This window comes from Streptomyces sp. NPDC041796 (genome assembly GCF_055590785.1).
Window position 1 is genome coordinate 467594 of sequence record NZ_JBVJAH010000004.1, and the last position, 22447, is coordinate 490040.

General features: G+C 71.9%; 20 protein-coding genes and 1 pseudogene. 8 read left to right on the forward strand and 13 right to left on the reverse strand.

Annotation, left to right across the window (positions count from 1 at the left end; translation table 11 throughout):
• Positions 1-9: 9 nt before the first annotated feature.
• From ACZ6C1_RS10550 to sbnB, 9 genes and pseudogenes are all read right to left on the reverse strand, one after another.
• The gene (locus ACZ6C1_RS10550) at positions 10-1095 is read right to left on the reverse strand and encodes a beta-ketoacyl synthase N-terminal-like domain-containing protein (RefSeq protein ID WP_469239781.1); all 1086 of its coding nucleotides are present in this window, start codon (positions 1093-1095) and stop codon (positions 10-12) included.
• Complete coding sequence (locus ACZ6C1_RS10555) at positions 1095-2330, reverse strand: beta-ketoacyl-[acyl-carrier-protein] synthase family protein (RefSeq protein ID WP_469239782.1); 1236 nt, start codon at positions 2328-2330, stop codon at positions 1095-1097. The genes ACZ6C1_RS10550 and ACZ6C1_RS10555 overlap by 1 nt, the downstream gene beginning before the upstream one ends.
• Before the next feature lie 29 nt (positions 2331-2359).
• The gene (locus ACZ6C1_RS10560; protein ID WP_126884013.1) at positions 2360-2635 is read right to left on the reverse strand and encodes an acyl carrier protein; all 276 of its coding nucleotides are present in this window, start codon (positions 2633-2635) and stop codon (positions 2360-2362) included.
• Positions 2636-2690: 55 nt separating this feature from the next.
• Positions 2691-3452, reverse strand: coding sequence for a LysR substrate-binding domain-containing protein (locus ACZ6C1_RS10565; protein ID WP_469239882.1), 762 nt, complete (start codon positions 3450-3452; stop codon positions 2691-2693).
• 24 nt (positions 3453-3476) lie between these two features.
• Positions 3477-3656, reverse strand: a pseudogene (locus ACZ6C1_RS10570) (helix-turn-helix domain-containing protein); the annotation flags it as partial.
• Positions 3657-3849: 193 nt separating this feature from the next.
• The gene (locus tag ACZ6C1_RS10575) at positions 3850-4644 is read right to left on the reverse strand and encodes an AfsR/SARP family transcriptional regulator (RefSeq protein ID WP_469239784.1); all 795 of its coding nucleotides are present in this window, start codon (positions 4642-4644) and stop codon (positions 3850-3852) included.
• A 172-nt stretch (positions 4645-4816) separates the two neighbouring features.
• Positions 4817-7051, reverse strand: coding sequence for an MMPL family transporter (locus ACZ6C1_RS10580; protein ID WP_469239786.1), 2235 nt, complete (start codon positions 7049-7051; stop codon positions 4817-4819).
• A 246-nt stretch (positions 7052-7297) separates the two neighbouring features.
• A complete protein-coding gene (gene sbnA, locus ACZ6C1_RS10585) occupies positions 7298-8275 on the reverse strand; it encodes a 2,3-diaminopropionate biosynthesis protein SbnA (RefSeq protein WP_469239788.1) in 978 nt (325 codons plus the stop codon).
• 15 nt (positions 8276-8290) lie between these two features.
• Complete coding sequence (gene sbnB / locus ACZ6C1_RS10590; RefSeq protein WP_469239790.1) at positions 8291-9352, reverse strand: 2,3-diaminopropionate biosynthesis protein SbnB; 1062 nt, start codon at positions 9350-9352, stop codon at positions 8291-8293.
• Positions 9353-9665: 313 nt separating this feature from the next.
• Here sbnB and ACZ6C1_RS10595 point away from each other — a divergent pair, with 313 nt between their 5' ends.
• The 8 genes from ACZ6C1_RS10595 to ACZ6C1_RS10630 all read left to right on the forward strand — a co-directional run bounded on the left by ACZ6C1_RS10595 (position 9666) and on the right by ACZ6C1_RS10630 (position 18335).
• Positions 9666-11216, forward strand: a complete 1551-nt coding sequence (locus tag ACZ6C1_RS10595) for a tryptophan halogenase family protein (protein ID WP_469239792.1) — start codon at positions 9666-9668, stop codon at positions 11214-11216.
• A 37-nt stretch (positions 11217-11253) separates the two neighbouring features.
• Positions 11254-12600 (forward strand): cation:proton antiporter, encoded by a 1347-nt coding sequence (locus ACZ6C1_RS10600; RefSeq protein ID WP_469239794.1) that lies wholly within the window; start codon positions 11254-11256, stop codon positions 12598-12600.
• The gene (locus ACZ6C1_RS10605) at positions 12597-13136 is read left to right on the forward strand and encodes a flavin reductase family protein (protein WP_469239796.1); all 540 of its coding nucleotides are present in this window, start codon (positions 12597-12599) and stop codon (positions 13134-13136) included. Before ACZ6C1_RS10600 ends, ACZ6C1_RS10605 begins: the two co-directional genes overlap by 4 nt.
• 151 nt (positions 13137-13287) lie before the next feature.
• Positions 13288-13617, forward strand: coding sequence for an ArsR/SmtB family transcription factor (locus ACZ6C1_RS10610; protein WP_126883991.1), 330 nt, complete (start codon positions 13288-13290; stop codon positions 13615-13617).
• Positions 13614-13847 carry a hypothetical protein gene (locus tag ACZ6C1_RS10615; protein WP_469239798.1) on the forward strand — a complete coding sequence of 78 codons (234 nt, stop codon included), beginning with the start codon at positions 13614-13616 and terminating at the stop codon, positions 13845-13847. Before ACZ6C1_RS10610 ends, ACZ6C1_RS10615 begins: the two co-directional genes overlap by 4 nt.
• Positions 13844-14941, forward strand: a complete 1098-nt coding sequence (locus ACZ6C1_RS10620; RefSeq protein ID WP_469239800.1) for a sensor domain-containing protein — start codon at positions 13844-13846, stop codon at positions 14939-14941. Before ACZ6C1_RS10615 ends, ACZ6C1_RS10620 begins: the two co-directional genes overlap by 4 nt.
• On the forward strand, positions 14938-15768 hold the full coding sequence (locus ACZ6C1_RS10625) for an ABC transporter ATP-binding protein (RefSeq protein ID WP_469239802.1): 831 nt from the start codon (positions 14938-14940) through the stop codon (positions 15766-15768). Before ACZ6C1_RS10620 ends, ACZ6C1_RS10625 begins: the two co-directional genes overlap by 4 nt.
• A complete protein-coding gene (locus ACZ6C1_RS10630; RefSeq protein WP_469239803.1) occupies positions 15765-18335 on the forward strand; it encodes an FtsX-like permease family protein in 2571 nt (856 codons plus the stop codon). The genes ACZ6C1_RS10625 and ACZ6C1_RS10630 overlap by 4 nt, the downstream gene beginning before the upstream one ends.
• Before the next feature lie 71 nt (positions 18336-18406).
• Here the strand turns inward: ACZ6C1_RS10630 and ACZ6C1_RS10635 are convergent, their stop codons facing one another.
• From ACZ6C1_RS10635 to ACZ6C1_RS10650, 4 genes are all read right to left on the reverse strand, one after another.
• Positions 18407-19351, reverse strand: coding sequence for an ArsR/SmtB family transcription factor (locus tag ACZ6C1_RS10635; protein WP_469239805.1), 945 nt, complete (start codon positions 19349-19351; stop codon positions 18407-18409).
• A gap of 89 nt (positions 19352-19440) precedes the next feature.
• Complete coding sequence (locus ACZ6C1_RS10640; RefSeq protein ID WP_469239884.1) at positions 19441-20382, reverse strand: ATP-binding cassette domain-containing protein; 942 nt, start codon at positions 20380-20382, stop codon at positions 19441-19443.
• Between the two features lie 19 nt (positions 20383-20401).
• A complete protein-coding gene (locus ACZ6C1_RS10645) occupies positions 20402-20620 on the reverse strand; it encodes an MbtH family protein (protein ID WP_469239806.1) in 219 nt (72 codons plus the stop codon).
• 109 nt (positions 20621-20729) lie between these two features.
• Positions 20730-22298 (reverse strand): amino acid adenylation domain-containing protein, encoded by a 1569-nt coding sequence (locus tag ACZ6C1_RS10650; protein WP_469239807.1) that lies wholly within the window; start codon positions 22296-22298, stop codon positions 20730-20732.
• Positions 22299-22447 lie beyond the last annotated feature (149 nt).

Here is a 22447-nt window from a genome sequence, read left to right on the forward strand (position 1 = left end):
TGGTCGCGGTCAGGCGCCGGACAGCAGGGCGCAGCCCACGGTGCCGTCGCGTTCGATACCGGTGACCAGCGCCGCTTCGCCGGGCGCGAGGCCGGACCCGCCGGCGGCGGCGAGGACGGCGGCCAGTTGCAGGCTGGTGGAGGCGGCGGAGGTGTCGCCGAGCAGGGGGCGGCAGCGGATCCACCGGAAGGCCGTCGCGCCGAGCGCGTCGGTGACACCGGCCTCCTCCAGGGCGGCCAGCTCGCCGCCGGCGCCGAGCGGGGCCACCAGGCGGACGTCCCCGGCGGCCACGCCGGTGGTCTCGAGGGCGTCGCGTACGCAGGCGGCGAGGGCGGCCCGTGCCTCGCCCTGCTCCCCGTACGCCCGGAAGCGGGTCGTCCTGACCGTGGCCAGCGGTGCCCGTTCGGCGGCCGCCGCGTCCTCGGGCGTCTCCAGCAGGAACACCGCGCTGCCCTCGCCGAGCGGTGCCGACCGCTCCTCGGCGGTGCGGCCGTGCCACTCCAGCCAGGCCCGCTGGGTGGAGTACTCCTCGGCGGCGCCGCACAGCACCCGGGCGCAGTGCCCGCCGCGGTGCAGCCGCGCCGCGTAGCTGAGGGCGAGCAGGCCGGTGAGCCAGCCGCCCGCGACCGTGGTGTTGGGGCCCTTGATGCCGTGCCAGATGGCGCTCTGCCCGGCCGCGCGGTTCATCACGGTGTTCGGGAAGCGGGCCGGGTCGACGTGGTAGGGGCGCTCGCCGGCGAGGGAGTCCCGGGTGAAGTCCATGATGCTCTGGACGCTGCCGGAGCCGGTGCCCAGGACGAGGGCGGTCTGCTCGGGCCGCTGGACCGGTTCGGCGTCGCAGGACGCCAGCAGCCGGCCGACCGCGGTCACCGCGATGGCCGTCACCCGGTCCATGGTCCGGGTGCCCTTGCGGCCGACGTATTCGGCGGCGGTGAAGTCGGGGACGAGACCGCCCCGGTCGAAGGGGCCGGGGAACTGGGTGCGGTCCAGCGCCGCGACGGCGCTGCGCCCGGAGTTGACGCCTTCGGTGAAGGGCCCGCTGCCCACGCCGTACGGGGAGACCGCCGACCAGGCGGTGAGGACCAGTGGGGACATCACTCCGCCTCCCGGTGACGGCCGAGGATCAGCACGGCGTTGTTGCCCGCGAACGCGAGCGCGTTGTTCTGGACGACGTTCAGTTCGGCGGGCCGCGCCTCGTTGGGCACGCAGTCCAGGCCGCACTCGGGGTCGGTCTCCCGGTGGTTGATGGTGGGCGGGATGAAGTCCTCGGTGAGGGCCAGCGCGCAGGCGGCGGAGGCGAGGGCGCTGGCCGCGCCCATGGAGTGGCCGATCATCGACTTGATGGAGATCGTGGGCGGGGGCGTGGCGAAGACCTGCCGGATGGCCCCGGCCTCCGTCACGTCGTTGGCCCGGGTGCCGGTGCCGTGCGCGGAGATGAAGTCGATGTCCTCGGGCTTGACCCCCGCGTTGCGGTGCGCGACCTCCATGCACCGGGCCAGGCTGCCCTGGTCCGGGGCGACGGGGTGGTGGGCGTCGCAGTTGAGCCCGTACCCCAGGACCTCGGCGTAGACCCGGGCGCCGCGCGCCCGCGCCGACTCGAGGCTCTCCATCAGCAGGATGCCGGCGCCCTCGCCGGTCAGGATGCCCTTGCGGTCCTTGTCGAACGGCTGGCACACCTCGGGCGCGATGGTGCCGAGCCGGTAGAACCCGGCGAACGTCTTGCGGCACACCGCGTCGGCGCCACCGCACAGGGCGACCTCCACCTCACCGCCGCGGATGGCGTCGAAGCCGCTGCCGATGGCGTAGTTGCCGGCCGCGCAGGCGGTGGGGATGGTGAGGGCCTCCACGTCGGTGAGGCCCAGTTCCCGCACGATGCCGGTGGACAGCCGGCCCGCCTGCGCCCGGCGCACCACGCCGGGCGGAAGCTGTTCGGGGCCGTCCTTGAGCTGTACGGCCACGAGGGCGTCGAGGTCGCGGGACTCCGCGTCGGTGGTACCGACGGAGACCAGCGCCCGGCGCTCCCTGAGTTCCTCCAGGGTCAGGCCCGCGTCCGCCACCGCCATGTGGGCCGCGGCGACCGAGAACTGTGTGGCCCGCCCCAGCTCGTCGGGGTCGACCCGCCGAATCCACTCGGCCGGGTCGAAGTCGTCGACCTCGCACCCGTTGGCGTGCGCGAAACCCGTCGTGTCGAAGGCGGTGATGGGCTTGACCCCGCTGCGTCCGGACCGCAGTCCGTCCAGGAAGGCCGCGACGCCGAGCCCGATGCTGCTGACCGTGCCGAGCCCGGTGATCACCACTCGGCGCGGCGGCCGCTGGTCGTTGTCGTACACCTTGCGCTCCCGTCGTCCGGTGCCGATGCCTAGTGGGAGGCCGCCTTGGCCGCCACGGCTTCGTCGACGACGGTGACGACGCCTTCGAGGTTGACCATCCGGGCCAGTTCGGCCTGGTCGATGTCGATTCCGAAGGCGCGCTCGAGCTGGGAGAGGATCTCGATGGCGCCCATCGAGTCCGCCTCGTGGTCCTCCTTGAAGCGGCTGGTGTCGGTCATCTCCTCCGCGTCGATCTCGAGGATGTCGCAGATGATTTCCTTGATCGTGGCACGGCCGTCGGCGTCCACGCGGTTCGCTGTCGTCATGCCGACGATGCTGGCGAACCACCCTGACAGCGGGCTGATGGCCGGCTGACAGCGCTCAGACGGTCCTGAGGTAGCGCAGCAACTCGGGGAAGTCGGCCGGGTGTTCCTTCATCCAGTCCCAGTAGCGGGGGATCGTCCGGGCGTACGCGCAGTAGTAACCGCGGACGGTCTCCACGAGCCGGGCCAGGGTGGCGCGGGCGACGGAGCCGCTGCGCCAGACCATCACCATCTCGGTGCTCTCCGTCCGGGAGATGGGCACGAGGGAGACGTCGCTGGTGGCGCCGGTGGGCGTGGTCAGGGCGGCCGCGTTGGCCTCACGTACCCAGCTCATCGCCTCGTGGTGGCCGTCCACGTAGTGCAGCACTTCGGGTTCGGTGCGCGGGAACCGGGTGAAGAGCTGCTTCTCTATGGGGTGGAACCAGTGGTCGCGGGCGTAGCGGACCCAGTTGAGGGAGGCGAGGTGGCGGGTCTCCACGGCCGGCTCGTCGGACAGCGGATGGCCCCGGGGCACGGCGAGCCAGACCGGTTCGCGCACGATGACGGCGGTGTCGAGGGCCGGTTCGGTGGTGTCGTCCGGTTCCACGAGGGACATGCAGGGCACCAGCGCGGCGCTGAGCCAGCCGCGGCGCACCGCGTCCACGGCGGCGGCGGGGCTGAGCGTCTCGGTCTGCACCTCCGTGGAGGGCAGGGAGGACTGGAGGGCGCTGTGCAGGGACGGTGGCGTCCATTCCGAATTTCCGAACCGGAAGACCTTCGAGGCGTGGGCTGCCGCCTCGACAATGACCATGTCGGCGCGCTGGACAAGTTCGGTCAGCATGGGAATGAGCCGTTCACCCAGCGAGGTGGGCACGACACCGGCGCTGGACCGTAAGAATAACTTGCCACCCACGGCATTTTCAATTCGTCTCAACTGAGCGGTCAAGCTGGATTGCGGGACGCTCAGCTCGGTGGCCGCCTTCGAAATACTCCCGACCCGGTCTATGACGGTGACTATTCTGGCATGCCGTAGCTCTATGTTCACAGTACCCCCGTGGCGCCCGAATGCTCAACGTGCGATACCTCGGCATGAAAATACCGAGGTGATTCACACGCTAACAGGACACCCAGAGCACGTCCACCACACTTTCCTCCACGGGGACTTCACAAGGTTTGCCCCGAATGAATGGGGTGTGAACATGGATCGGACGGAACGGACCGTGGGGCCCGGAACGCGGTTATCCGCGGCCGGCGTGGAGCAGGACTTGGCGCGGCTCCCCCAGGACGTCGTCCTGGGTCAGGATCGCCTGGTAGGCGCGGTGCAGCCCGCGCCCGGGCTCCAGGCCGAGGTCGTCGGCGAGGCGGCGGCGCGCGCCGTGGAAGACCTCGAGGGCCTCCGCTTGCCGGCCGTCGCGGTAGAGCGCGAGCATCAGCAGCTCGCTGAGCCGCTCTCGACCCGAGTGTTCCATGGCAAGTTGGCGCAATTCGGCCAGGGGAACGCGTTCCGCATCGACCCGCAGTCTGGCCGCCGTGAGGTCCTCGTACGCGGTGATCCGGCGCTCCTCCAGGTGGGCCGCCCGGACCCGGCAGCGCAGGCCGTCACAGGTGTCGAGGAGCGCGGGTCCACGCCACAGGGAGAGTGCCGATTCGAGCCACATGATGGCCTCGACCGGGCTCCGCTGGACGAGTGCGGCGCCCGTATCGGCCAAATCGACAAACCTGTGCGCGTCCACGACATTGGCCGGGACATCGAGGACGTAACCGCTGCCCACAGTTCGGACGAGTGCGTCGCCGTCCCGGCCCGTGACCATCTTCAGGAATTTGCGCAGTCGTCCGACGTTGGCCTGGAGCGCGTTGCGCGCGTTGGTCATCGACCGGTCCGCCCATAACTCGTCCACTATCTGGTCGAAGAGCACCGGCGTCCCGGGCGAGAGCGCCAGCAGCGTCAATACGACGCTTGCCCGCTTCGATGCCATGGCGTACTGCTCGCGCCCTTGTGTCAGGTAAAGCGATCCCAGCAGGTTGATCTCCACGTCCTCAAACCCCCATAGATATCGGCAACCGCTGGAAATTCTGCCCAGGATCACTCGACCGGAGGAAATACCATCTCGGTGCTGTTCGCGTACCGGAATGGTATGGGGCTAACGGGAACAGGCGCCGAACCGGCGGGGGAACCCGGTCCGGCGCCCGTCTGTGGGCCGGCGGCTAGCGGAGGTGAGCCGCCGGGGCGGTGGTGGTGGCCGGGTGGCCCTCACCGGTTCCCGGTGCGGCGGCGCGCCGGGCGCGCCGCATCTTCGTGGAGGGCCACCAGCTCGCGTCACCCAGCAGGATCAGGGCCGAGGGCAGGATCATGACGCGGATGATGAAGGCGTCCAGGAGGACGGCGACCGCGAGGCTGAAGCCGATCTGCTTCATCTCGGCCAGGTGCAGGAACATGAAGCTGGCGAAGACGGTGACCATCACGATGGCCGCGCTGGTGACGACCTTGGCGGACTTCTCGATGCCGTCGAGGACCGCCTGCCGGGTGGGCACCCCGTTCAGCGCCGCCTCCTTGATGCGGCTGACGACGAAGACCTGGTAGTCCATCGACAGGCCGAAGAGGATCACGAACAGGAAGAGGGGCACGCGGGAGCCGATGGCGTTGGTCGCGCTTTCGTCGAACCCGAAGATGGTGGAGGCCAGGCCCCACTGGAAGAAGACGACCACCAGGCCGAAGGCCGCGCCGACGGACAGCAGGTTGAGCAGGACGCCCACCAGGCCGATGACCATCGAGCCGAAGACCAGCACCGTCATCAGGAAGGTCAGCAGCAGCAGGAACCCGACGACGATCGGCAGCTTGTCGTTCTGGTGCTTGAGGTAATCGACGTCGACCGCGACCGGTCCGTCCACGCCGTACGCGGCGCCCTGCACCTTGCCGAGCGTGGCCGGCAGGTAGTCCTGGCGCAGGTGCTCCAGGGAGCCGGCCGCCTCGGGCGAGCTGAGCCGGTGCGGCACGGCCAGGATCATCACGCTGACCCGTCCGTCCTCGGACGTCTCCACGGCCGGGGGGTTCTTGGAGAACATCGGGTCGTCCTTGGCGCGCTGGGCGAGCGCGTCCAGCGCCGTGGCGACCTCGGCCTTCCGGTCGTCTTCGGCACGCACGACGACCCAGTGCTCGGAACGGCGGTCCGGGAAGGCGTCGTTGAGCTTGTCGTAGGTCTGCATCTCGGGGATGGCCCGGGAGTGCGTGTCCTTGTTCAGTACGCGCAGCTCCATGCCGAACGCGGGGAGCGCCAGGCCCACCATGACGAGCGTGGACACGATCAGCGTGGCCACCGGGTGCTTGCGCGCGGGGTTCAGCAGCGCGGTGAACACCCGGCCGGTGCGCTCGGGGTGGCGCTGGCGGAGCTGCTTGCCGCGCGCCGCGGCGCGGGCGGCGCGGCGGTCGGTGCGCCGGCCGATCTTGACGAGCAGGCCGGGCAGGACGGTCACCGAGCTCACCATGGCGACGAAGACGACGAGGATGGTGGCGGTGGCCAGCGAGGAGAAGATGATGTCGGTGGCCAGGAACAGGGTGGCGCTGGAGATGATCACCGCGAGGCCGGAGACGATGATGGCGCGTCCGGCGGTCGCGGCGGCGATGCCGACGAGCGCCTCGGGGCTGAGCGTGCCCGCCGCCTTGTCGCGTTCCTCGCGTTCCCGCTTGAGGTAGAAGAGCGTGTAGTCGACGCCGACCGCCATGCCGATGAGCAGGATGACGTTCATGCCGACGCCCGCGTCGGGGATCAGGTGGGAGACCACCATGGACAGGCCGACGGCGGCGGCGATCGAGGAGAGCGCCAGCAGCAGCGGGACGCCGACCATCACCAGCGAGCCGAACACGATCAGCAGGGTGACCAGAGTGACCGGGAAGGTGATCATCTCGGTCTGGGCGAGGTCGTCGCTGCGCTGCTTGTTCAGGCCCTTGCTGACGGAGGCGTCACCGGTCTCCTCGACGACGAGGTCGGGATTGGCCTTCTGCACGGCGGCCGTCTGCTCCTGGAGCGGTTCGACGTGCTTCATCGCCTCCCGCTTGACGCCCTTCATGGTCACTTCGACCATGAGTATCCGGCCGTTCTCGGAGAGCACCGGCTCCTCGACCTCGAGGACCTCGGGCAGCCCCTTCATCCGGCCGGTCAGGTCCTGGGCCGCCTCGCGGGCCTTCGCCTGGTCGAGCGCGCCGGACCGGGCGCTGAACATGATCTGCTCGGTCGGCTTGCGCTCCAGGCCCGCCTCGGTGGCGATGGCCTCGGCCCGGCCGGACTCGCCCACCTGGTAGTCCTTGGCGACCGCGCTGTTGGTGCCCACCGCGATGCCCACGGCGAGGCACAGGGCCACGAAGGCGAACCATGCGGCGATCGCACGCCCCGGGTGTAAGGCGCTCCAGCTGGCCACCTTCACGGTGATCGGCTGCTTCTTCACTGTCCCAGCTCCTTCAGGGTCGTCATGACCGCCCAACGGGTGTAAGTCGACGATGACAGGTGATGGTGAGATGCGTCAACCGTAAGCCCGTACGGTGGCCGGATCGGTTCCGGTTGGCGCGGTCCCGACGCCTCCCGGAAGCGGGCACAACGACACGGCTCCCCTCGCCTGTGGGCGACGGGAGCCGTGCTGACCTGCGGCGACGGGCCGTCAGCGGACCGGAGCACGTCCTGCGGCGACGGGTCGTCAGCGGGACCGGAGCGCCTCCCGGTCCAGCACGTGCGAGCCATAGATGTCACTGACCCAGTTGGTCTGGTACACCGAGTCCAGGTACCGCTCCCCCAGGTCCGGCGAGATCGCCACCGCCGTCGCCCGCCCGTCCGGCCGGTGCTCCGCGAGCCAGCCCGAGGCCCCCGCGATGACCGTCCCGGTGGAGCCGCCGAACAGGAAGCCGGCCGTCGCCAGCCGGTGGGCGACCCGGATCGCCTCCACCTCCGGGACGTGCACCACGTCGTCCACGAACGACTCGTCGAGCAGTTGCGGCCGTACGCCCGCGCCCAGCCCCGGGATCATCCGCAGCCCCGGCGGGCCGCCGAAGGTGACCGAGCCGACCGAGTCGACGGCCACCACCGTCACCGGACGGCCGGACTCCTTGAAGTAGCGCGCACAGCCCATGAGCGTGCCCGTGGTGCCCGCGCCGACGAACAGCACGTCGAGGTCGGGGAAGTGGGTGGCGATGGAGGGGGCCGTCGTCCGGTAGTGGGCCAGCCAGTTGTACGGGTTGGCGTGCTGGTTCAGCCACAGGTGGCGGTCGTCGGACGCGCAGAGCTGGCGTACGTGGTCGAGCCGGGCGCCCAGGAACCCGGTCTCCGGATGGGGCTCGGTGATGATGTGCACCTGGGCGCCCATCGCCTCCATCAGCCGCCGGGTGACCAGGTTGCAGCGGGTGTCCGTGACGCACAGGAAGCGGTAACCCTTGTCGGCCGCGATCATGCTCAGGGCGACGCCGAGGTTTCCCGACGAGGACTCCACGATGACCGAGTCGCCGGTGAGCACACCTCTGCTCTCGGCGTCGGCGATCATCGACGCCGCCGCCTTCAGCTTGATGGAGCCGGCGAAGTTGAAGCCCTCGCACTTCAGGTAGAGCGATGTGTCGAGGGCCGGCCGGAGGTCCACGTAGAGATCGTCCACATGGAAGTCCTCCGGCGCGGTGATCACGGGCACTGCGACCACCCCTTCTCAGGTACGGCCGCCGGCCTCGCCGGCGCGTCCGTAGCGGTCGATCTCGTGGAAGAAGCCGTCGACGACGTGCAGGTCCCCGCCGGCGCGCACCATGTCGTACACGTGCTTGCCGACGGCGAGGTCGAGGACGCCGAGCCCGAACGGGGAGAAGACCACGGGCCGGTCGGCGGGCACGGTCAGCCGCCCGGTCAGCACGTCGTACAGCGTCCCGTCGATGAAGTCCCGCCCGCCGGTGAGCTTTTCGGTCAGGTGCGGGGAGGTGTCGGCCTTCAGGCAGTGCTCGATGTCGTCGACCACGTTCGCCGAGGCGAGCAGCACCTCCGGAGCGAGGTCGCGCAGCGAGACGTTGAGGACGAGCGGGTTGTGCGTGAACCAGTCCGGGTCGGTGACGTGCGGGGCCGCGGCGACCGTCGCGAACACCACCAGGTCGCTGGAGCGCACCAGGTCCTCGGCACGCTCGTGCACGGTGATCCGGCCACGGGCGCCGCTCGCCTCCAGGTACGAGCGGAAGCCGGCGGCGTGCTCGGCGGACAGATCGTGGACGCCCACCTCGTCGAAGTCCCAGCCGGTCCGGGCCAGGTAGGTGTGGATGTGCCGGGCGATGAGCCCGGTCCCGACGAAGCCGACCCGGGCCGGCCGGGTGCGGTCGCGGGAGAGCCGGTCGGCCGCCAGCGCGGCCGAGGCGGCGGTGCGGGCCGCGCTGATGATGGAGCTTTCCAGGCAGGCGAACGGGTAGCCCGTGTCGTAGTCGTTGAGCACCAGCACCGCCGAGGCGCGGGGGATGCCGCGGCCCACGTTCTGCGGGAAGCTCGATATCCACTTCAGCCCCTCGACCCGCGTACCGCCGCCGATCGACGCGGGCAGGGCGATGATGCGTGCGGAGGGGCGGTCGGGGAAGCGCAGGAAGTACGAGGGCGGGTTGACCGTGTCGCCTTCGCCGTGCACCCGGTACGCCGCCTCCACCAGGTCGACGGTGCCCTTCTCGTTGCCGGACAGCACACGGTCCACCTGGGCGCCGGGAATCACGGCGAACGGCGGGACATGGACTTGCTGTGTCATGCACAACTCCATTGCAGTAGGCGGGCGACCTGTTGCCACCCCGGTGCGGTACGCCACTCGGCCGACGCCCGCCACCATTCGCGCGGCAATGTTGCCGCTTCCCGCTGACACAGTGCTGACGTCGCGTCAAGCGCGGTGGCGGCCTGCGATTTTCGTCCAACACTTAATGATCTGTTCCGCCCTTCCCCATCTGCCTAGGGTTCTTCATCGGTGGCGCCACCCCGAGGAATGCACGGTCGGGCCGGTGCCATCGGCGACCGGACATCCGGCCTTCCGGAACCGGAACTCGTGGAGCTACCGACGGGAGTAATCAGTGCTCAACAACGTAGTGATCGTGGGCGGCGGGACGGCGGGCTGGATGACGGCCTCCTATCTCAAGGCCGCGTTCGGTGACCGAATAAACATCACGCTCGTGGAATCCGGGAACATCGGCGCGGTCGGCGTCGGCGAGGCCACGTTCAGCGACATCCGCCACTTCTTCGAGTTCCTGGGACTCAAGGAGAAGGACTGGATGCCGGCCTGCAACGCCACGTACAAGCTCGCCGTCCGGTTCGAGAACTGGCGCGAGAAGGGGCACTACTTCTACCACCCCTTCGAGCAGATGCGGTCGGTCAACGGCTTCCCGCTCACCGACTGGTGGCTCAAGCAGGGCCCGACGGACCGGTTCGACAAGGACTGCTTCGTGATGGCCTCCGTCATCGACGCCGGCCTGAGCCCGCGCCACCGGGACGGCAGCCTGATCGACCAGCCCTTCGACGAGCGCGCGGACGAGATGCAGGGCCTGACGATGTCCGAGCACCAGGGCAAGACGCAGTTCCCGTACGCGTACCAGTTCGAGGCCGCGCTGCTCGCCAAGTACCTGACGACGTATTCCGTCGAGCGCGGCGTCACGCACATCGTGGACGACGTCCGCGAGGTCTCCCTGGACGACCGCGGCTGGATCACCCATGTGCGCACGGCCGAGCACGGCGAGATCACCGGCGACCTGTTCATCGACTGCACCGGATTCCGCGGCCTGCTGCTGAACCAGGCCCTGGAAGAGCCGTTCATCTCCTACCAGGACACCCTTCCCAATGACAGCGCGGTCGCGCTCCAGGTGCCCATGGACATGGAGCGCCGCGGCATTCTCCCGTGCACCACGGCGACCGCCCAGGACGCCGGATGGATCTGGACGATTCCGCTGACGGGCCGCGTCGGAACCGGTTACGTGTACGCCAAGGACTACCTCTCACCGGAGGAGGCGGAGCGTACGCTCCGTGAATTCGTCGGACCCGCCGCCGCCGATGTCGAGGCCAATCACATCCGTATGCGCATCGGCCGCAGCCAGAATTCCTGGGTCAAGAACTGCGTGGCCATCGGGCTTTCCAGCGGTTTCGTCGAGCCGCTGGAATCCACCGGAATCTTCTTCATCCACCACGCCATCGAGCAGCTCGTCAAGAACTTCCCGGCCGCGGACTGGAACGCCACGCACCGCGACCTGTACAACAATGCCATCGCCCATGTAATGGACGGTGTACGGGAATTTCTGGTGCTGCACTACGTGGCGGCCAAGCGCAACGACACGCAGTACTGGCGCGACACCAAGACCCGGCAGATCCCCGACTCCCTGGCCGAGCGCATCGAGAAGTGGAAGGTGCAGCTTCCCGACTCGGAGACGGTCTACCCCTACTACCACGGGCTCCCGCCGTACTCGTACATGTGCATCCTGCTCGGCATGGGCGGCATCGACCTCAAGCCGTCGCCCGCGCTGGCCCTGGCCGACGGCGCCGCCGCCCAGCGGGAGTTCGAGCAGATCCGGGAGAAGACACAGCGGCTGACCCAGGTGCTGCCCAAGGCGTACGACTACTTCACCCAGCTGAGCTGACCGCCTGACGAGCCGATCGGGAAGGACCCCCCACGTCATGGACGTCCTGGACCTCCTGCCGCGGATCACGCACGCGGTGACGGCGCTCGTCGTCGTCCTGCTGCTCGCGGCGGCGGGCAGGTCGGCCGCCCGGCGGCTGCGTCAGCCGGAGGTCATCGGGGAGATCACGGTGGGCCTGCTGGCCGGGCCCGCCGTGATCGCCCTGTTCGGCAAGACCGCCCTCGACGCGCTGCTGCCCGGCCCCGTGTTCGACCTCCTCAAACTGTTCGGCGAGATAGGCCTGGTGCTGTTCCTCGTCGGCCTCGCCCACAAGCTGCGGATCGGCCCCGACCGGCCACCGCGCCGCACCGTGGGCTGGGTGGCCGCCGGCTCCCTGGTGCCGCCCCTGCTCACCGGACTGTTGCTGACCGGCTGGGTGATCCTCACCGGCGACCCGGCGGTCCGCGGCACCGCACCGCTGCCCGCGTTCGTCCTCATGGTCGCGGTGGCCATGTCGATCACCGCGGTCCCGGTGATGTCCCGCATCCTTGCCGACCGGGGCATGGGCGAGTCGGCGGCGGGCCGGCTCGCGCTGGCGTCGGCCATCGCCATCGACGCGCTGGGCTGGCTGCTGCTCACGGTCGCGATCAGCCTCGGCGCGGGCGACCTCACCGGGGCGCTGAACTCCGCGCGGGCGCTGCTGTTCGGCGCCGTGTGCGCGCTGGCGGTCCGGTACGGGCTGCGGACCCGCGCGGCGCGCGGGATCTGCGTACGGCTGCCGAGGGCCACGGCCGTGGCGCTCGGCGCCTCGGCGCTGGGCGTGGCGCTGGCCATGGAGCACATGGGCATGACCGCCATCCTCGGTGCGGCGCTGGTCGGGCTGGCCGTGCCCGGCGACGAGCGGGCCCCCTGGGCCGGCGCGGTGTCCACGGTGTCCCGGTCGGGCCGCGCCCTGGCGCCCGCGTTCTTCGTGGTCACCGGCATCACCGTGCTGACCGGCGCGTTCTCCGCCGCCTCCTGGTCGCTGATCGTGGTGGCCGTGGTGCTCGGCTGCGCGGGCAAGCTGCTCGGCGGTTACGCCGGTGCCCGCCTCGGCGGCCTGCCGCGCGGCACCGCGTGGCGGATCGGCGCGCTGGTGAACACCCGGGGCCTGACCGAGCTGATCGTGCTCCAGGCGGGTCTGAGCGCCGGCATCCTGTCGGCCCCGCTGGTGCTGGCGCTGGTGGTGATGGCCCTGATGACGACCGCGATGACCGGCCCGCTGCTGAACGTGCTCGACCGCCGCGACGAGCGCCGCGCACGGCGCCGCACGGAGCTCCTCACCGGGCGGTCCCGGGGGCGCCCGGCCCCGGACCGTTCCGGCCGCGACAAGCTTCCCGTAGAGACAGAAAGCGGTACGCGATGACCGACCCCGCGATACGGACCCCGACCCCCACCGCCCCACCCGTCTCCGCTCCGGCCACCCCCGACGGCTTCCGGGCCATGATGAGTGGCTTCCCCACCGGAGTCTGCGTGGTGACCACCACCGACCACGAGGGTGCGCCGCGGGGGATGACCTGCTCCTCGGTGTGCAGCGTGTCGCTCGACCCGCCCACCCTGCTGGTCTGCCTCCGCGACGGCAGCCCCACGCTGGAGGCGATCATGAAGAGCGGCGTGTTCGCGGTCAACCTGCTGCACGAGGGCGCTCGGGAGGCCGCCGAGCTCTTCGCCTCGGGCAACGCGCGCCGCTTCGACCTCCTCCCCTGGGAGCAGACGCCGGACATGGCGGGCCCCCACCTCTCGCGGGACGCGCACACGGTGGCGGACTGCGACGTCGTCCTGACCCAGAAGATCGGCAGCCACGTCACCGTGTTCGGCGCGGCACGCCACATCGTCGAGCGGCACGCGCAGCCTCCGCTCCTGTACGGGCTGCGGCAGTTCCGTGCGTGGTCCGCCATGTGACGGGCCGTCACGCCCCAGGCCCGGTTCCCCTTCCGGGGGCCGGGCCTTCGCGCTGCCCGGACAGGAGAAGGTCCCACATGACGTTTGACAGCCTGCAAAGGCATATGTAAGTCTCGACTTACATGCTTCCGGCAGTGAGAGGGCGTGGGCCATGACGAGCGAGGAGCTGCTGGCCGTGCTCGCCGCCGTGGGCCACGCACAGCGCCTCCGGGTGATCGCGGAGATCGCCGGGGGGCGGATGTACGTCAGCGAGCTGGCCCGCCGCCTGGGGATGTCGAGACCGCTGCTGTACATGCACCTGGAACGGCTGGAGAAGGCCGGGCTGGTGGTCGGCAGCCTGGAGCTGTCCAAGACCGGCAAGGCGCTGAAGTACTTCGAACTGGCGCCGTTCGACCTGCGGGTGAACGCCCGGACGATAGCCGCGGCCGTGGCGGCGGACACGGAAGGCACAGTCAGTGACGTGAAGGGAATCCCCACATGACCGGCGCCGTCATCACGATCGCCATCATCCTGATCATCGCCGGTGGCAGCACCCTCAGTGTGGTCGCCTACTTCCGGCTGCAGCGCCACCGCGCGGACGCGGTCGCCATGGCCTCGTACCGCAAGCTCGCGGAGGAGGCCGGCGCCGGACACGAAGCCCTGCGGCGGCAGTTGGGCGCGCTCGACGCCCGGCTCAAGTCCATCGAGACCCTGCTGCGGAGTGTGGGATGACCCCCGACACCCCGCCGGGCGCGGAGGCACCACCGCCCCCGGAGACCACCCTCGGCACCCCGTCCACCGCCGTCCCGGGCACCGCGCCGGGCACCGCGTTCGACCGCGCGCCGGCCACACGCCCGGGCACCCCGTACGGCGCCGTCCCCGGCACCCCGTACGGCACCCCCCGCCGAACCCCCGCGTGGGCGGCGTCCGGGAGCCCGGCCCGGAAGGCGGCCCCCGGGCCGGTCGCCGGGAGGGCGCCCGGGAGCGCCGGCGCCGGGGCCGCACGGGCGCGACGGCCCTCGGTGGCGGCGTCGCTCAGGGCGTCGCTGCGCCCCGCGCGGCGGCTGCCCCGGCCGGGCAGCGCGCCGCGCATGCTGCTGTCCGCCGCCCCCTGGCGGGCGACCGGGTACCTCGCCGGGTACCTGGTGGCCGGCACGGTGTTCTTCGCGGTGGCGACCGCCGCCGTGCTCGTGGGCATCGTCTTCAGCCAGCTGACGTTCACGGTGGCGCTCACCATCGGCTCGGTGTGGGTGGTCCGGTCCTGCGCCCAGGTCGAGCGCGGCCGGGCCGCCCTGGTCGACGCGCCGATCCCGTACGCCTACCAGGAGGTCACGGAACCGGGGCTCGCCGGGCACCTGAAGGCCCGCTGCACCGATCCCGCCTTCTACCGCGACTGCTGCTACCTGATCCTGCTCCACCCGTTCCTGCTGCTCCTGGACGCGCTCACGCTGGCGGTCTGGCTGCCCCTGCTCACCGGGGTGTCGCTGCCCCTGTGGTTCTGGGCCGTCGAATCCCGGCAGGCGGACGGGGGTTTCGCGGACGGGGTGCGGCTCGGCCGGTCGGACGGCACGGGCCCCGGGATCTGGATCGACACCTGGCCGGCCGCGCTGATCGCCTCGGCCGTCTTCCTCGCCCTGGCCATGTACGCCTCGTACGCCGTGGTGGCGGCCGCCCGGCTCCACCTGACCGTCGCGCACTGCCTGCTCCGCCCACCGCGGGACCCGCTCGCCGAGGCCAAGCAGGTGCTCGCCGCGCCCGGCCCGCTCTCGCCCACCCCATCGCGCCCGGCCGCCGGGCACACCGCACACGGAGGACACCGCTCATGATCGGGACACCGAGCCCGCACGCCTACGCACCCCGGGGCGCCGGCTACGAGGTCGTCAAGCTCGACTCCGTACGCAAGGTGTACGGCGGCTCGAAGAACCAGGTGGCCGCGCTGGACGGCGTGACCATCGGCTTACCGCGCGGCAGTTTCACGGCCGTCATGGGCCCCTCCGGTTCCGGCAAGAGCACCTTCCTGCACTGCGCCGCCGGGCTGGACCGGCCGACCTCGGGGACCGTGCTGCTGGACGGCGTGGACCTCTCCCCGCTCGGCGAGAAGGAGCTGACCAAGCTCCGCCGGGAGCGCATCGGCTTCATCTTCCAGGCGTTCAACCTGCTCCCCGCGCTCGACGTGGTCGACAACGTGACCCTGCCGCTGCGTCTCGCCGGCCGCCGCCCCAAGCGGGCCGAGGTCGACGAGGTCATCGAGCGCGTCGGCCTGTCGGCCCGCCGGAACAACCGGCCCGGTGAACTCTCCGGCGGCCAGCAGCAGCGCGTCGCCATCGCGCGGGCACTCATCACCAAGCCCGCCGTCATCTTCGGCGACGAGCCGACCGGCGCCCTGGACACCTACACCGCCCGCGAGGTGCTCACGCTGCTGCGCGAGGCCGTCCAGTTCGCCGGGCAGACCATCGTGATGGTCACCCACGACCCGATGGCCGCCGCGCACGCGGACCGTGTGCTGTTCCTGGCCGACGGACGGATCGTCAGCGCCCTGGACCGGCCGACCGCCGACCAGGTCGCCGAGCGGATGACCCACCTCGGGGCCTGGGGCAACGAGCCCGCCGCCGCCCCGGGTGCCGCCCCGCACGGCCGGGGGGCCCGGCGATGATCAGGCTCGCACTCAAGACCCTGCGGTTCCACAAGGGCGGCTTCATCGCGACGTTCATCGCGCTGTTCTTCGGCGCGGCGATCGTCGTGGGATGCGGCGGCCTCTTCGAGACGGGGCTGCACCGGGCCGCACCGCCGGAGCGCCTCGCCGCCGCCCAGGTCGTCGTCACCGGCGACCAGCGCTACCCCGGCACCCGGCGCGACATGTTCCCCGAGCGCATCCGCGTCGACACCGCCCTGGTGGAGCGCCTCAAGGCGGTACCGGGTGTCACCGACGCCGTCGCGGACGTCTCCTTCCCGGCCGCGGTGCTGGCCGACGAGCGGGCCGGCGCCCGACTGACCGGCCACGGCTGGTCGTCCACCCGCCTCGCCCCGTACCGGATCGACGAGGGGAAGGCGCCGGCGGCGGCGGGCGAGATCGCCCTGGACGCCCGCTTCGCCGCCGAGCACGGCGTACGCGTCGGCCAGGAGCTGCGCCTGGCGATGCGCGGCGCCGCCGGGGCGCACCGCGTCACCGCCCTGGTCTCCGGCCCGGGCTCCGGCGACCCGGCGACGGTCTTCCTGACCGACACCGAGGCGGCCGAGGCGACCGGCCGGCCCGGCCGCGCCGACTCCATCGGCGTGTTCACGGCGCCGGGAACCGCCCTCGCGCCGGTCGAGCAGGCCGTCGAGAAGGCGGTCGGCGACGGCCCGGTGCAGGTACTGTCCGGTGACGAGCGCGGCTGGGCGGAGAACCCGGACGTCATCGCCGAGGGCAGCAAACTCGTCACCCTCGCCTCCGTGTTCGGCGGTCTGTCCGCCGCGGTCACCGTCTTCGTCGTCTCCAGCACGGTCGGCCTGTCGCTCAACCAGCGGCAGCGGGAGTCCGCGCTGCTGCGGGCGATCGGCGCCACCCCGGCCCAGCTACGGCGGATGGTGCTGGGCGAGACCCTGTTCATCGCCGTGTTCGCAACCGCGCTCGCGTGCTTCCCGGGCCCGATGATCGGCCGGTGGCTGCTGGACGCCTTCGCCGGTGCCGGTGTCGTCCCCGAGACCATCGCCTTCCGCGCGGGCTTCGTCCCGATGGCCGTCGGCGTCGCCACGGCGCTGCTCACCGCGCTCGGCGCGGCGTTCCTCGGCGCCCGGGCCGCGACCCGCACCCGGCCGACGGAGGCCCTGGCCGAAGCCTCCCTCCAGCAGCGCTGGTTCAGCAGGTCCCGGCTGGTCTTCGCGCTGCTCTTCCTCGGTGGCGGCACCGCCCTCGCCCTGGTCACCGCGAACATGGCCGGCCCGTCGGCGGGCAGCACGGCGACCCCGGCGGCGATGCTCTGGACGGCCGGTTTCGGCCTGCTCGGTCCCGGCCTCGCCAAGATGATCACCGCGGTACTGCGCGGACCGCTGCGTGCCTTCACCGGTCTCGCCGGCTCGCTCGCCTCGCTCAACGCCAAGGCCCGTACGAGCCGGTTCGCGGGCGCGGTGATGCCCGTCATGCTGGCCAGCGGCCTGGCCCTGGCACTGATCTACCTCCAGACCACCCAGTCCAGCGGCGGGGAGCGGGCGTTCCGCGAGAACCTGCGCGCCGACCTGGTCGTCACCTCCGTCAGCGGAGGCCTGCCGCTGGACCTGGTGGAGACGGTCGCCGGCCGGCCCGGTGTGGAGGCCGCGTCCGCCCAGGTCTCCACCATGGGCTACATCGACCCGCCCGCCCCGAAGCGGCCCGCGCCGGGCAGCGAGGACGAGGGCGACGAGCCCGACGAGCCCGAGCCCACCGAGGTGCCGATGCAGGGCGTCACCCCGGCCGGTCTGGACCGGACCACCGCGTACCGCGCCTCCAGCGGCAGCCTGTCGGAGCTGACTGGCGACACGGTCGCCCTGCCGACGTCGTTCGCCAAGGCGTCCGGGCACCAACTGGGAGACAAGGTGCCGATGCGGCTGGGCGACGGCACCCGCGTCGAACTCACCCTGGTCGCCACGCTGGACGGCCGGCGCGGCTACGAGACCGCGCTGCTGCCCGCCGCCCTCCTGGTGCCGCACACCGACTCCGGTCTCCTGCCGCAGATCATGGTGAAGGCGGAGCCGGACGCGGACCGGGCCGAGCTGGCCGCGTCGCTGTCGGCGCTGGCGGCCGACCATCCCGGGCTGCGGGTCGCCGACCGGGCGGCGCTGGCCGTCGTGCAGGCGGAGGCGGACGAGACGCAGACGTGGATGTCGTACCTGCTGCTCGGCATGGTGGTGGGGTACGCGACCATCGCCCTGGTGAACACCCAGGTGATCTCCACGACCGAGCGGCGGCGGGAGTTCATGCTCCAGCGGCTGATCGGCTCCACGCGCCGGCAGGTGATGCAGATGATGACGGTCGAGGCGTTCCTGGTGGCCGCCGCCGGCATCGTGCTCGGCGTGCTGGTCGCGGCGCTCACCCTCGTACCGCTGAGCATCAGCGTGCTGGGCTCGCCGGTCCCGGACGGGTCCCCGTGGATCTTCTTCGCGGTGGTCGGGGCCGCCCTGGGACTGACCCTCGTCACCACGCTGCTGTCGGCCCGGCTGGTGCTGCGCGGCAAGCCCGGCGAGATGGCGGGCGTGCGCGAGTAGGGAAGGCCAGGCACGTGCGAGAGCCCCGGTACGCTGCCCGTACCGGGGCTCTCGTGGTGCGGCGGACGCCGTCAGGAGGCGCGCCGCTGCTGGGGGACGCTCTCCAGGGCGGACCGCGTCCGCTGGCGGGCGACGTTCTGGGGCGGCAGCGAGCGGACGACCCGGCCGTCCAGCAGGGCGACGCCCAGCGGGGTCACCGTGTGGAGCACGGTGTTGCGGATGCGGCGGGTGGTGATCAGCCCGGTTTCGCGCAGCACCGCGGTGTGCTGGCTGGCACCCGCCGCGGAGATGCCGAGCTGGTCGGCGAGCTGGCTGGTTGTGCAGGTGGCGCGCAGCACGCGCAGCGCGGCCGCCCGGGTCTGGCCGACGAGGGCGCCCAGTGACTGCTCCCGGCCGTCTGGCTCCTCCCACAGCGCGGCGGCGCGCACGGGGTCGGGCGGCGCGGCGAACGCCAGCATCGCCTGGCCGTTCTCCGCGGTGCCCGCCATCAGCCGGCCCGGCCGGTGGTTGAGGAACACGGACGGTATGAGGACCAGGCCGCGCCCGTCGAGGTGGATGTCCTCGTCGGGCCCGCCCGGGATCTCCAGGACGGGCGAGCGCCAGATCATCCGGGGGTGCAGCGTGGCCAGCAGTTGCTCCACTCCCCCGGCCATCACGATCCGGCCGCGCGCCTCGCACTCGGCTTCCAGATACGCGCGTAACTGGTCCCAGTACGGGGCGACGGCCGCCTGCCAGACCTCCGGCAGTTCGGAGGGCCGGTCCACCGCACCGGCGTCCTCGCCGTACCGCTCGGCCTGCTCGATGAGCAGTTCGGGGTCGAGGGCGCCACCGCCCTGGCCGGGCGGCGACGACCACCGGGGCAGCCGTTTGGTGACCTGGCTGCGCCACCGCGCGTAGGGCGCGCCGACGCTGCGGCTGAGGAGCCCGGCCGCGAAGGCCGTCTCCACGAGCGGGCCCACGGTGGGCCGCAGCCGGGTTCTGGCGAAGTCGGCGGCATCGAAGTGGATTCTCTGCATGGTGGCCCCCGTAGTCCCGCGAGCAGGCGCGGGAAGAGAAAAAGAAAGAGGAGAGAAGACGCGCAGAAACGTTTTGGCGTAGGAGACGTCTAGGCGGAGCGGCCGGTGAGGGAGACGAAGACGTCGTCGAGGGTCGGCCGCCGCAGTGCGAAGTCGGCGACCGCCACGTTCTCCCGGCGCAGCGCGGCGGCCGCCGTGGCGATGCCGTCCATGCTGTCCACGCCCTCACCGACGGCGATGGAGACCACTCCCTTGTCGCGGTCCACGACCGGCTCGCCCGCGGTCACCCGGCGCAGCGCCGACACCGCCGCCGGCACCCCGTCCGGGTGGGTGACAACGATTTCCAGCCGCTCCTCACCGACCTTGCGCTTGAGCTCGGTCGGCGTTCCGTCGGCGATCACCCGGCCCGCGTCCACGACCACGATCCGGTCGGCGAGGTAGTCGGCCTCCTCCAGGTACTGCGTGGTCAGCAGGACGGTGACCCCGTCGGCGACGAGCTCCCGCACGGCCGACCACAGGGACATCCGGCTCACCGGGTCCAGGCCGGTGGTCGGTTCGTCGAGGAAGAGCACCGACGGCCGGGCGACCAGGCACGCGGCCAGGTCGAGGCGCCGCCGCATACCGCCCGAATAGGTACGGGCCGGGCGGTCGCCCGCGCCCGTCAGATCGAACCGGTCGAGCAGCTCCGCCGCCCGCGCCCGCGCGGCCCGCCTGCCCAGGTGCAGCAGGGTGCCGATCAGCACCAGGTTCTCGCGCCCGGTCAGCAGTTCGTCGACCGCCGCGTACTGGCCGGCCAGGCCGATGCGCCGGCGCACCTCGTGCGGCCGGCGCACCACGTCGTACCCGGCGACCTCGGCGCGGCCGCCGTCGGGGACGAGCAGCGTCGCCAGCGTGCGCACCGTGGTCGTCTTGCCCGCGCCGTTGGGGCCGAGCAGCCCGAGCACCGTGCCGGCCGGCACCGCGAGGTCGACCCCGCGCAGGGCCCGGGTCTGCCCGTACCCCTTGCACAGCCCCTCGGCCCGAATCGCCATGTCCACGGGTCGGGGCCCCTCAAGAGGCCCGCGGGGCACTGGACTCGCGCAGACTGAGCGGGCGCATGTCCGTCCAGTTCTCCTCGACGTACGCCAGCGCCGCGTCGCGGGGGCTCTCGTCGAGGGCGACCGTCCAGCCGTCCGGCCGCTGGGCGAAGGCCGGCCACAAGGAGTGCTGGCCCTCGTCGTTCACGAGTACGAGAAACGTTCCGTCCTGGTCGTCAAAGGGGTTCGACACGTCGCCCACTCACTCCCGTATCCGAGTCGTATGCCGTGCACGTGGTGTGCCCGACGCATCGTCATGCTGTCGGATTCCACTGACACGCCACTGACCGTCCTCTGATACGTCAGGAGCGGCCCGACCGCTCCAACTGCCGCCTGGTCGCGGCGACATCGCACTTTCCGTTGGAGTTGAACACGATCTCCCGCACGAGGTGCACCTCATGGGGCACCAGGCCGGAGGGCAGCGCCGCGGCCAGGGCCTTGCGCAGCGTGCCGGCGAGCGCCTCGCCGTCGGTGTGCTCCGGGTCGGTGGCGCGGACGAACAGCTCCAGACTGTCGACAGGGCCCCGCACGACGTCGAAGGCCGCGTCGGCGATCCCCGGGACGGCCAGCACGTGGTGGCGGAGCTCGCCCAGCTCGACGCGGTAGCCGTTGACCTTCCACTGGTCGTCCCGGCGCCCGAGGTGGAGCAGGAGCCGCTCGGGCAGCAGTTCGGCCATGTCGCCGGTCCGGTACGCCGGGCCCGGCGCGCCGCCCAGGTCCCGTTCGTCGATGAACCGGTCGCCCGCCCCCGCGCCACCCAGGTACCCGGCGGCGACGGCACGCCCGGCGATCACCAGCTCGCCGGGCCGGCCGGGCGGCATCGGCCGCAGGTCCTCGTCGACCACGTAGGCGCGGGTGTTCCAGGCGGGCGTGCCGATGGGCACGGTGGGCGTACCGGGCAGGGTGGTGGTGTCGAAACGGTGGGCACAGCAGCCGATCGTGGTCTCGGTGGGCCCGTAGTGGTTGACCAGCCGCACGCCGTCGAGCCGGGAGCCCAACGCGCCGATGAGCGCCGGGTCGAGCGCCTCGCCGCCGAACATCAGCAGCCGGGTCGTGCGGTCGTAGCGCGGCGACTCGGCGAGGGCCTCGAAGAACCGGGCGTGGGAGGGGGTGAGCTTGATGAAGGTGTACGGGTCCGCCCCGGCGCCGAACAGGGTGGCCTGGTCCCACAGACCGGGCACCGTCACCACCCGCCCGCCCTGGGCGAGCGGCACCCACAGGGAGGTCATCGCGAGGTCGTAACCGAGGCTGGCGAACAGGGGGCTGCCGCTCCCGCCCGCCCCGACCAGGGAACCGCACCACGCCACGTAGTTGGCGAGCGCGGCGTGCGGCACCATGACGCCCTTGGGCGTGCCGGTCGAGCCGGAGGTGAAGACGACGTACGCGATGTCCTCGCCGCGCGGCAGTGCGCGCTCCGGCGGGGTGCGGACGTCCGCGAGCTCCGCCACGTCGATGACGGGGACGTCGACGGGGGGCAACAGGCCGCCCGCCGGCCCGTCGTGGACCAGCGCGGCCGGCCGGGCGCCGGCGAGCACGGTGGCGACCCGCTCAGTGGGGTGGGTGGGGTCGACGGGCACGTAGGCGGCGCGGAGGGACATGGCGCCGAGCGCGGCGGCGATCACCCCGGCGGTCCGGTCGGCCCACACCGCCACCCGGTCGCCGGGTCCCACCCCCGCCTCCTCCAGCACGGAGGCCACGACGAGGGCGCGGTGCCACAGTTCGCGGTAGGTCGTGGACGCGTTGCCGGACCGGACGGCCACGGCGTCCGGCCGCAGACGCGCATGCGCCCGGACGATGCGTACCACCGAGTCCGCTTCGATGTCGCGCACCTCACCGGCCAGCATGCCGGGGTGCGCCGCTGACGAGACCATCGCTGCTCCTGTTGTCGGCTGTCGGGTCCGGGGGGGGGGGGGGGGGGGGGGGGGGGGGGGGGGGGGGGGGGGGGGGGGGGGGGGGGGGGGGGGGGGGGGGGGGGGGGGGGTGGCGGGGGGGGGGGGGGGGTGGGGGGTGCGGGTCCGGA

Excerpts from the sequence above, each read along its gene's own strand:
- ACZ6C1_RS10550 (WP_469239781.1), bottom strand. The coding sequence starts at position 1,095 with ATGTCCCCACTGGTCCTCACCGCCTGGTCGGCGGTCTCCCCGTACGGC.
- ACZ6C1_RS10560 (WP_126884013.1), bottom strand. The coding sequence starts at position 2,635 with ATGACGACAGCGAACCGCGTGGACGCCGACGGCCGTGCCACGATCAAG.
- ACZ6C1_RS10565 (WP_469239882.1), bottom strand. The coding sequence starts at position 3,452 with ATGCTGACCGAACTTGTCCAGCGCGCCGACATGGTCATTGTCGAGGCG.
- sbnB (WP_469239790.1), bottom strand. The coding sequence starts at position 9,352 with ATGACACAGCAAGTCCATGTCCCGCCGTTCGCCGTGATTCCCGGCGCC.
- ACZ6C1_RS10600 (WP_469239794.1), top strand. The coding sequence starts at position 11,254 with ATGGACGTCCTGGACCTCCTGCCGCGGATCACGCACGCGGTGACGGCG.
- ACZ6C1_RS10605 (WP_469239796.1), top strand. The coding sequence starts at position 12,597 with ATGACCGACCCCGCGATACGGACCCCGACCCCCACCGCCCCACCCGTC.
- ACZ6C1_RS10610 (WP_126883991.1), top strand. The coding sequence starts at position 13,288 with ATGACGAGCGAGGAGCTGCTGGCCGTGCTCGCCGCCGTGGGCCACGCA.
- ACZ6C1_RS10615 (WP_469239798.1), top strand. The coding sequence starts at position 13,614 with ATGACCGGCGCCGTCATCACGATCGCCATCATCCTGATCATCGCCGGT.
- ACZ6C1_RS10620 (WP_469239800.1), top strand. The coding sequence starts at position 13,844 with ATGACCCCCGACACCCCGCCGGGCGCGGAGGCACCACCGCCCCCGGAG.
- ACZ6C1_RS10625 (WP_469239802.1), top strand. The coding sequence starts at position 14,938 with ATGATCGGGACACCGAGCCCGCACGCCTACGCACCCCGGGGCGCCGGC.
- ACZ6C1_RS10630 (WP_469239803.1), top strand. The coding sequence starts at position 15,765 with ATGATCAGGCTCGCACTCAAGACCCTGCGGTTCCACAAGGGCGGCTTC.
- ACZ6C1_RS10635 (WP_469239805.1), bottom strand. The coding sequence starts at position 19,351 with ATGCAGAGAATCCACTTCGATGCCGCCGACTTCGCCAGAACCCGGCTG.
- ACZ6C1_RS10640 (WP_469239884.1), bottom strand. The coding sequence starts at position 20,382 with ATGGCGATTCGGGCCGAGGGGCTGTGCAAGGGGTACGGGCAGACCCGG.
- ACZ6C1_RS10650 (WP_469239807.1), bottom strand. The coding sequence starts at position 22,298 with ATGGTCTCGTCAGCGGCGCACCCCGGCATGCTGGCCGGTGAGGTGCGC.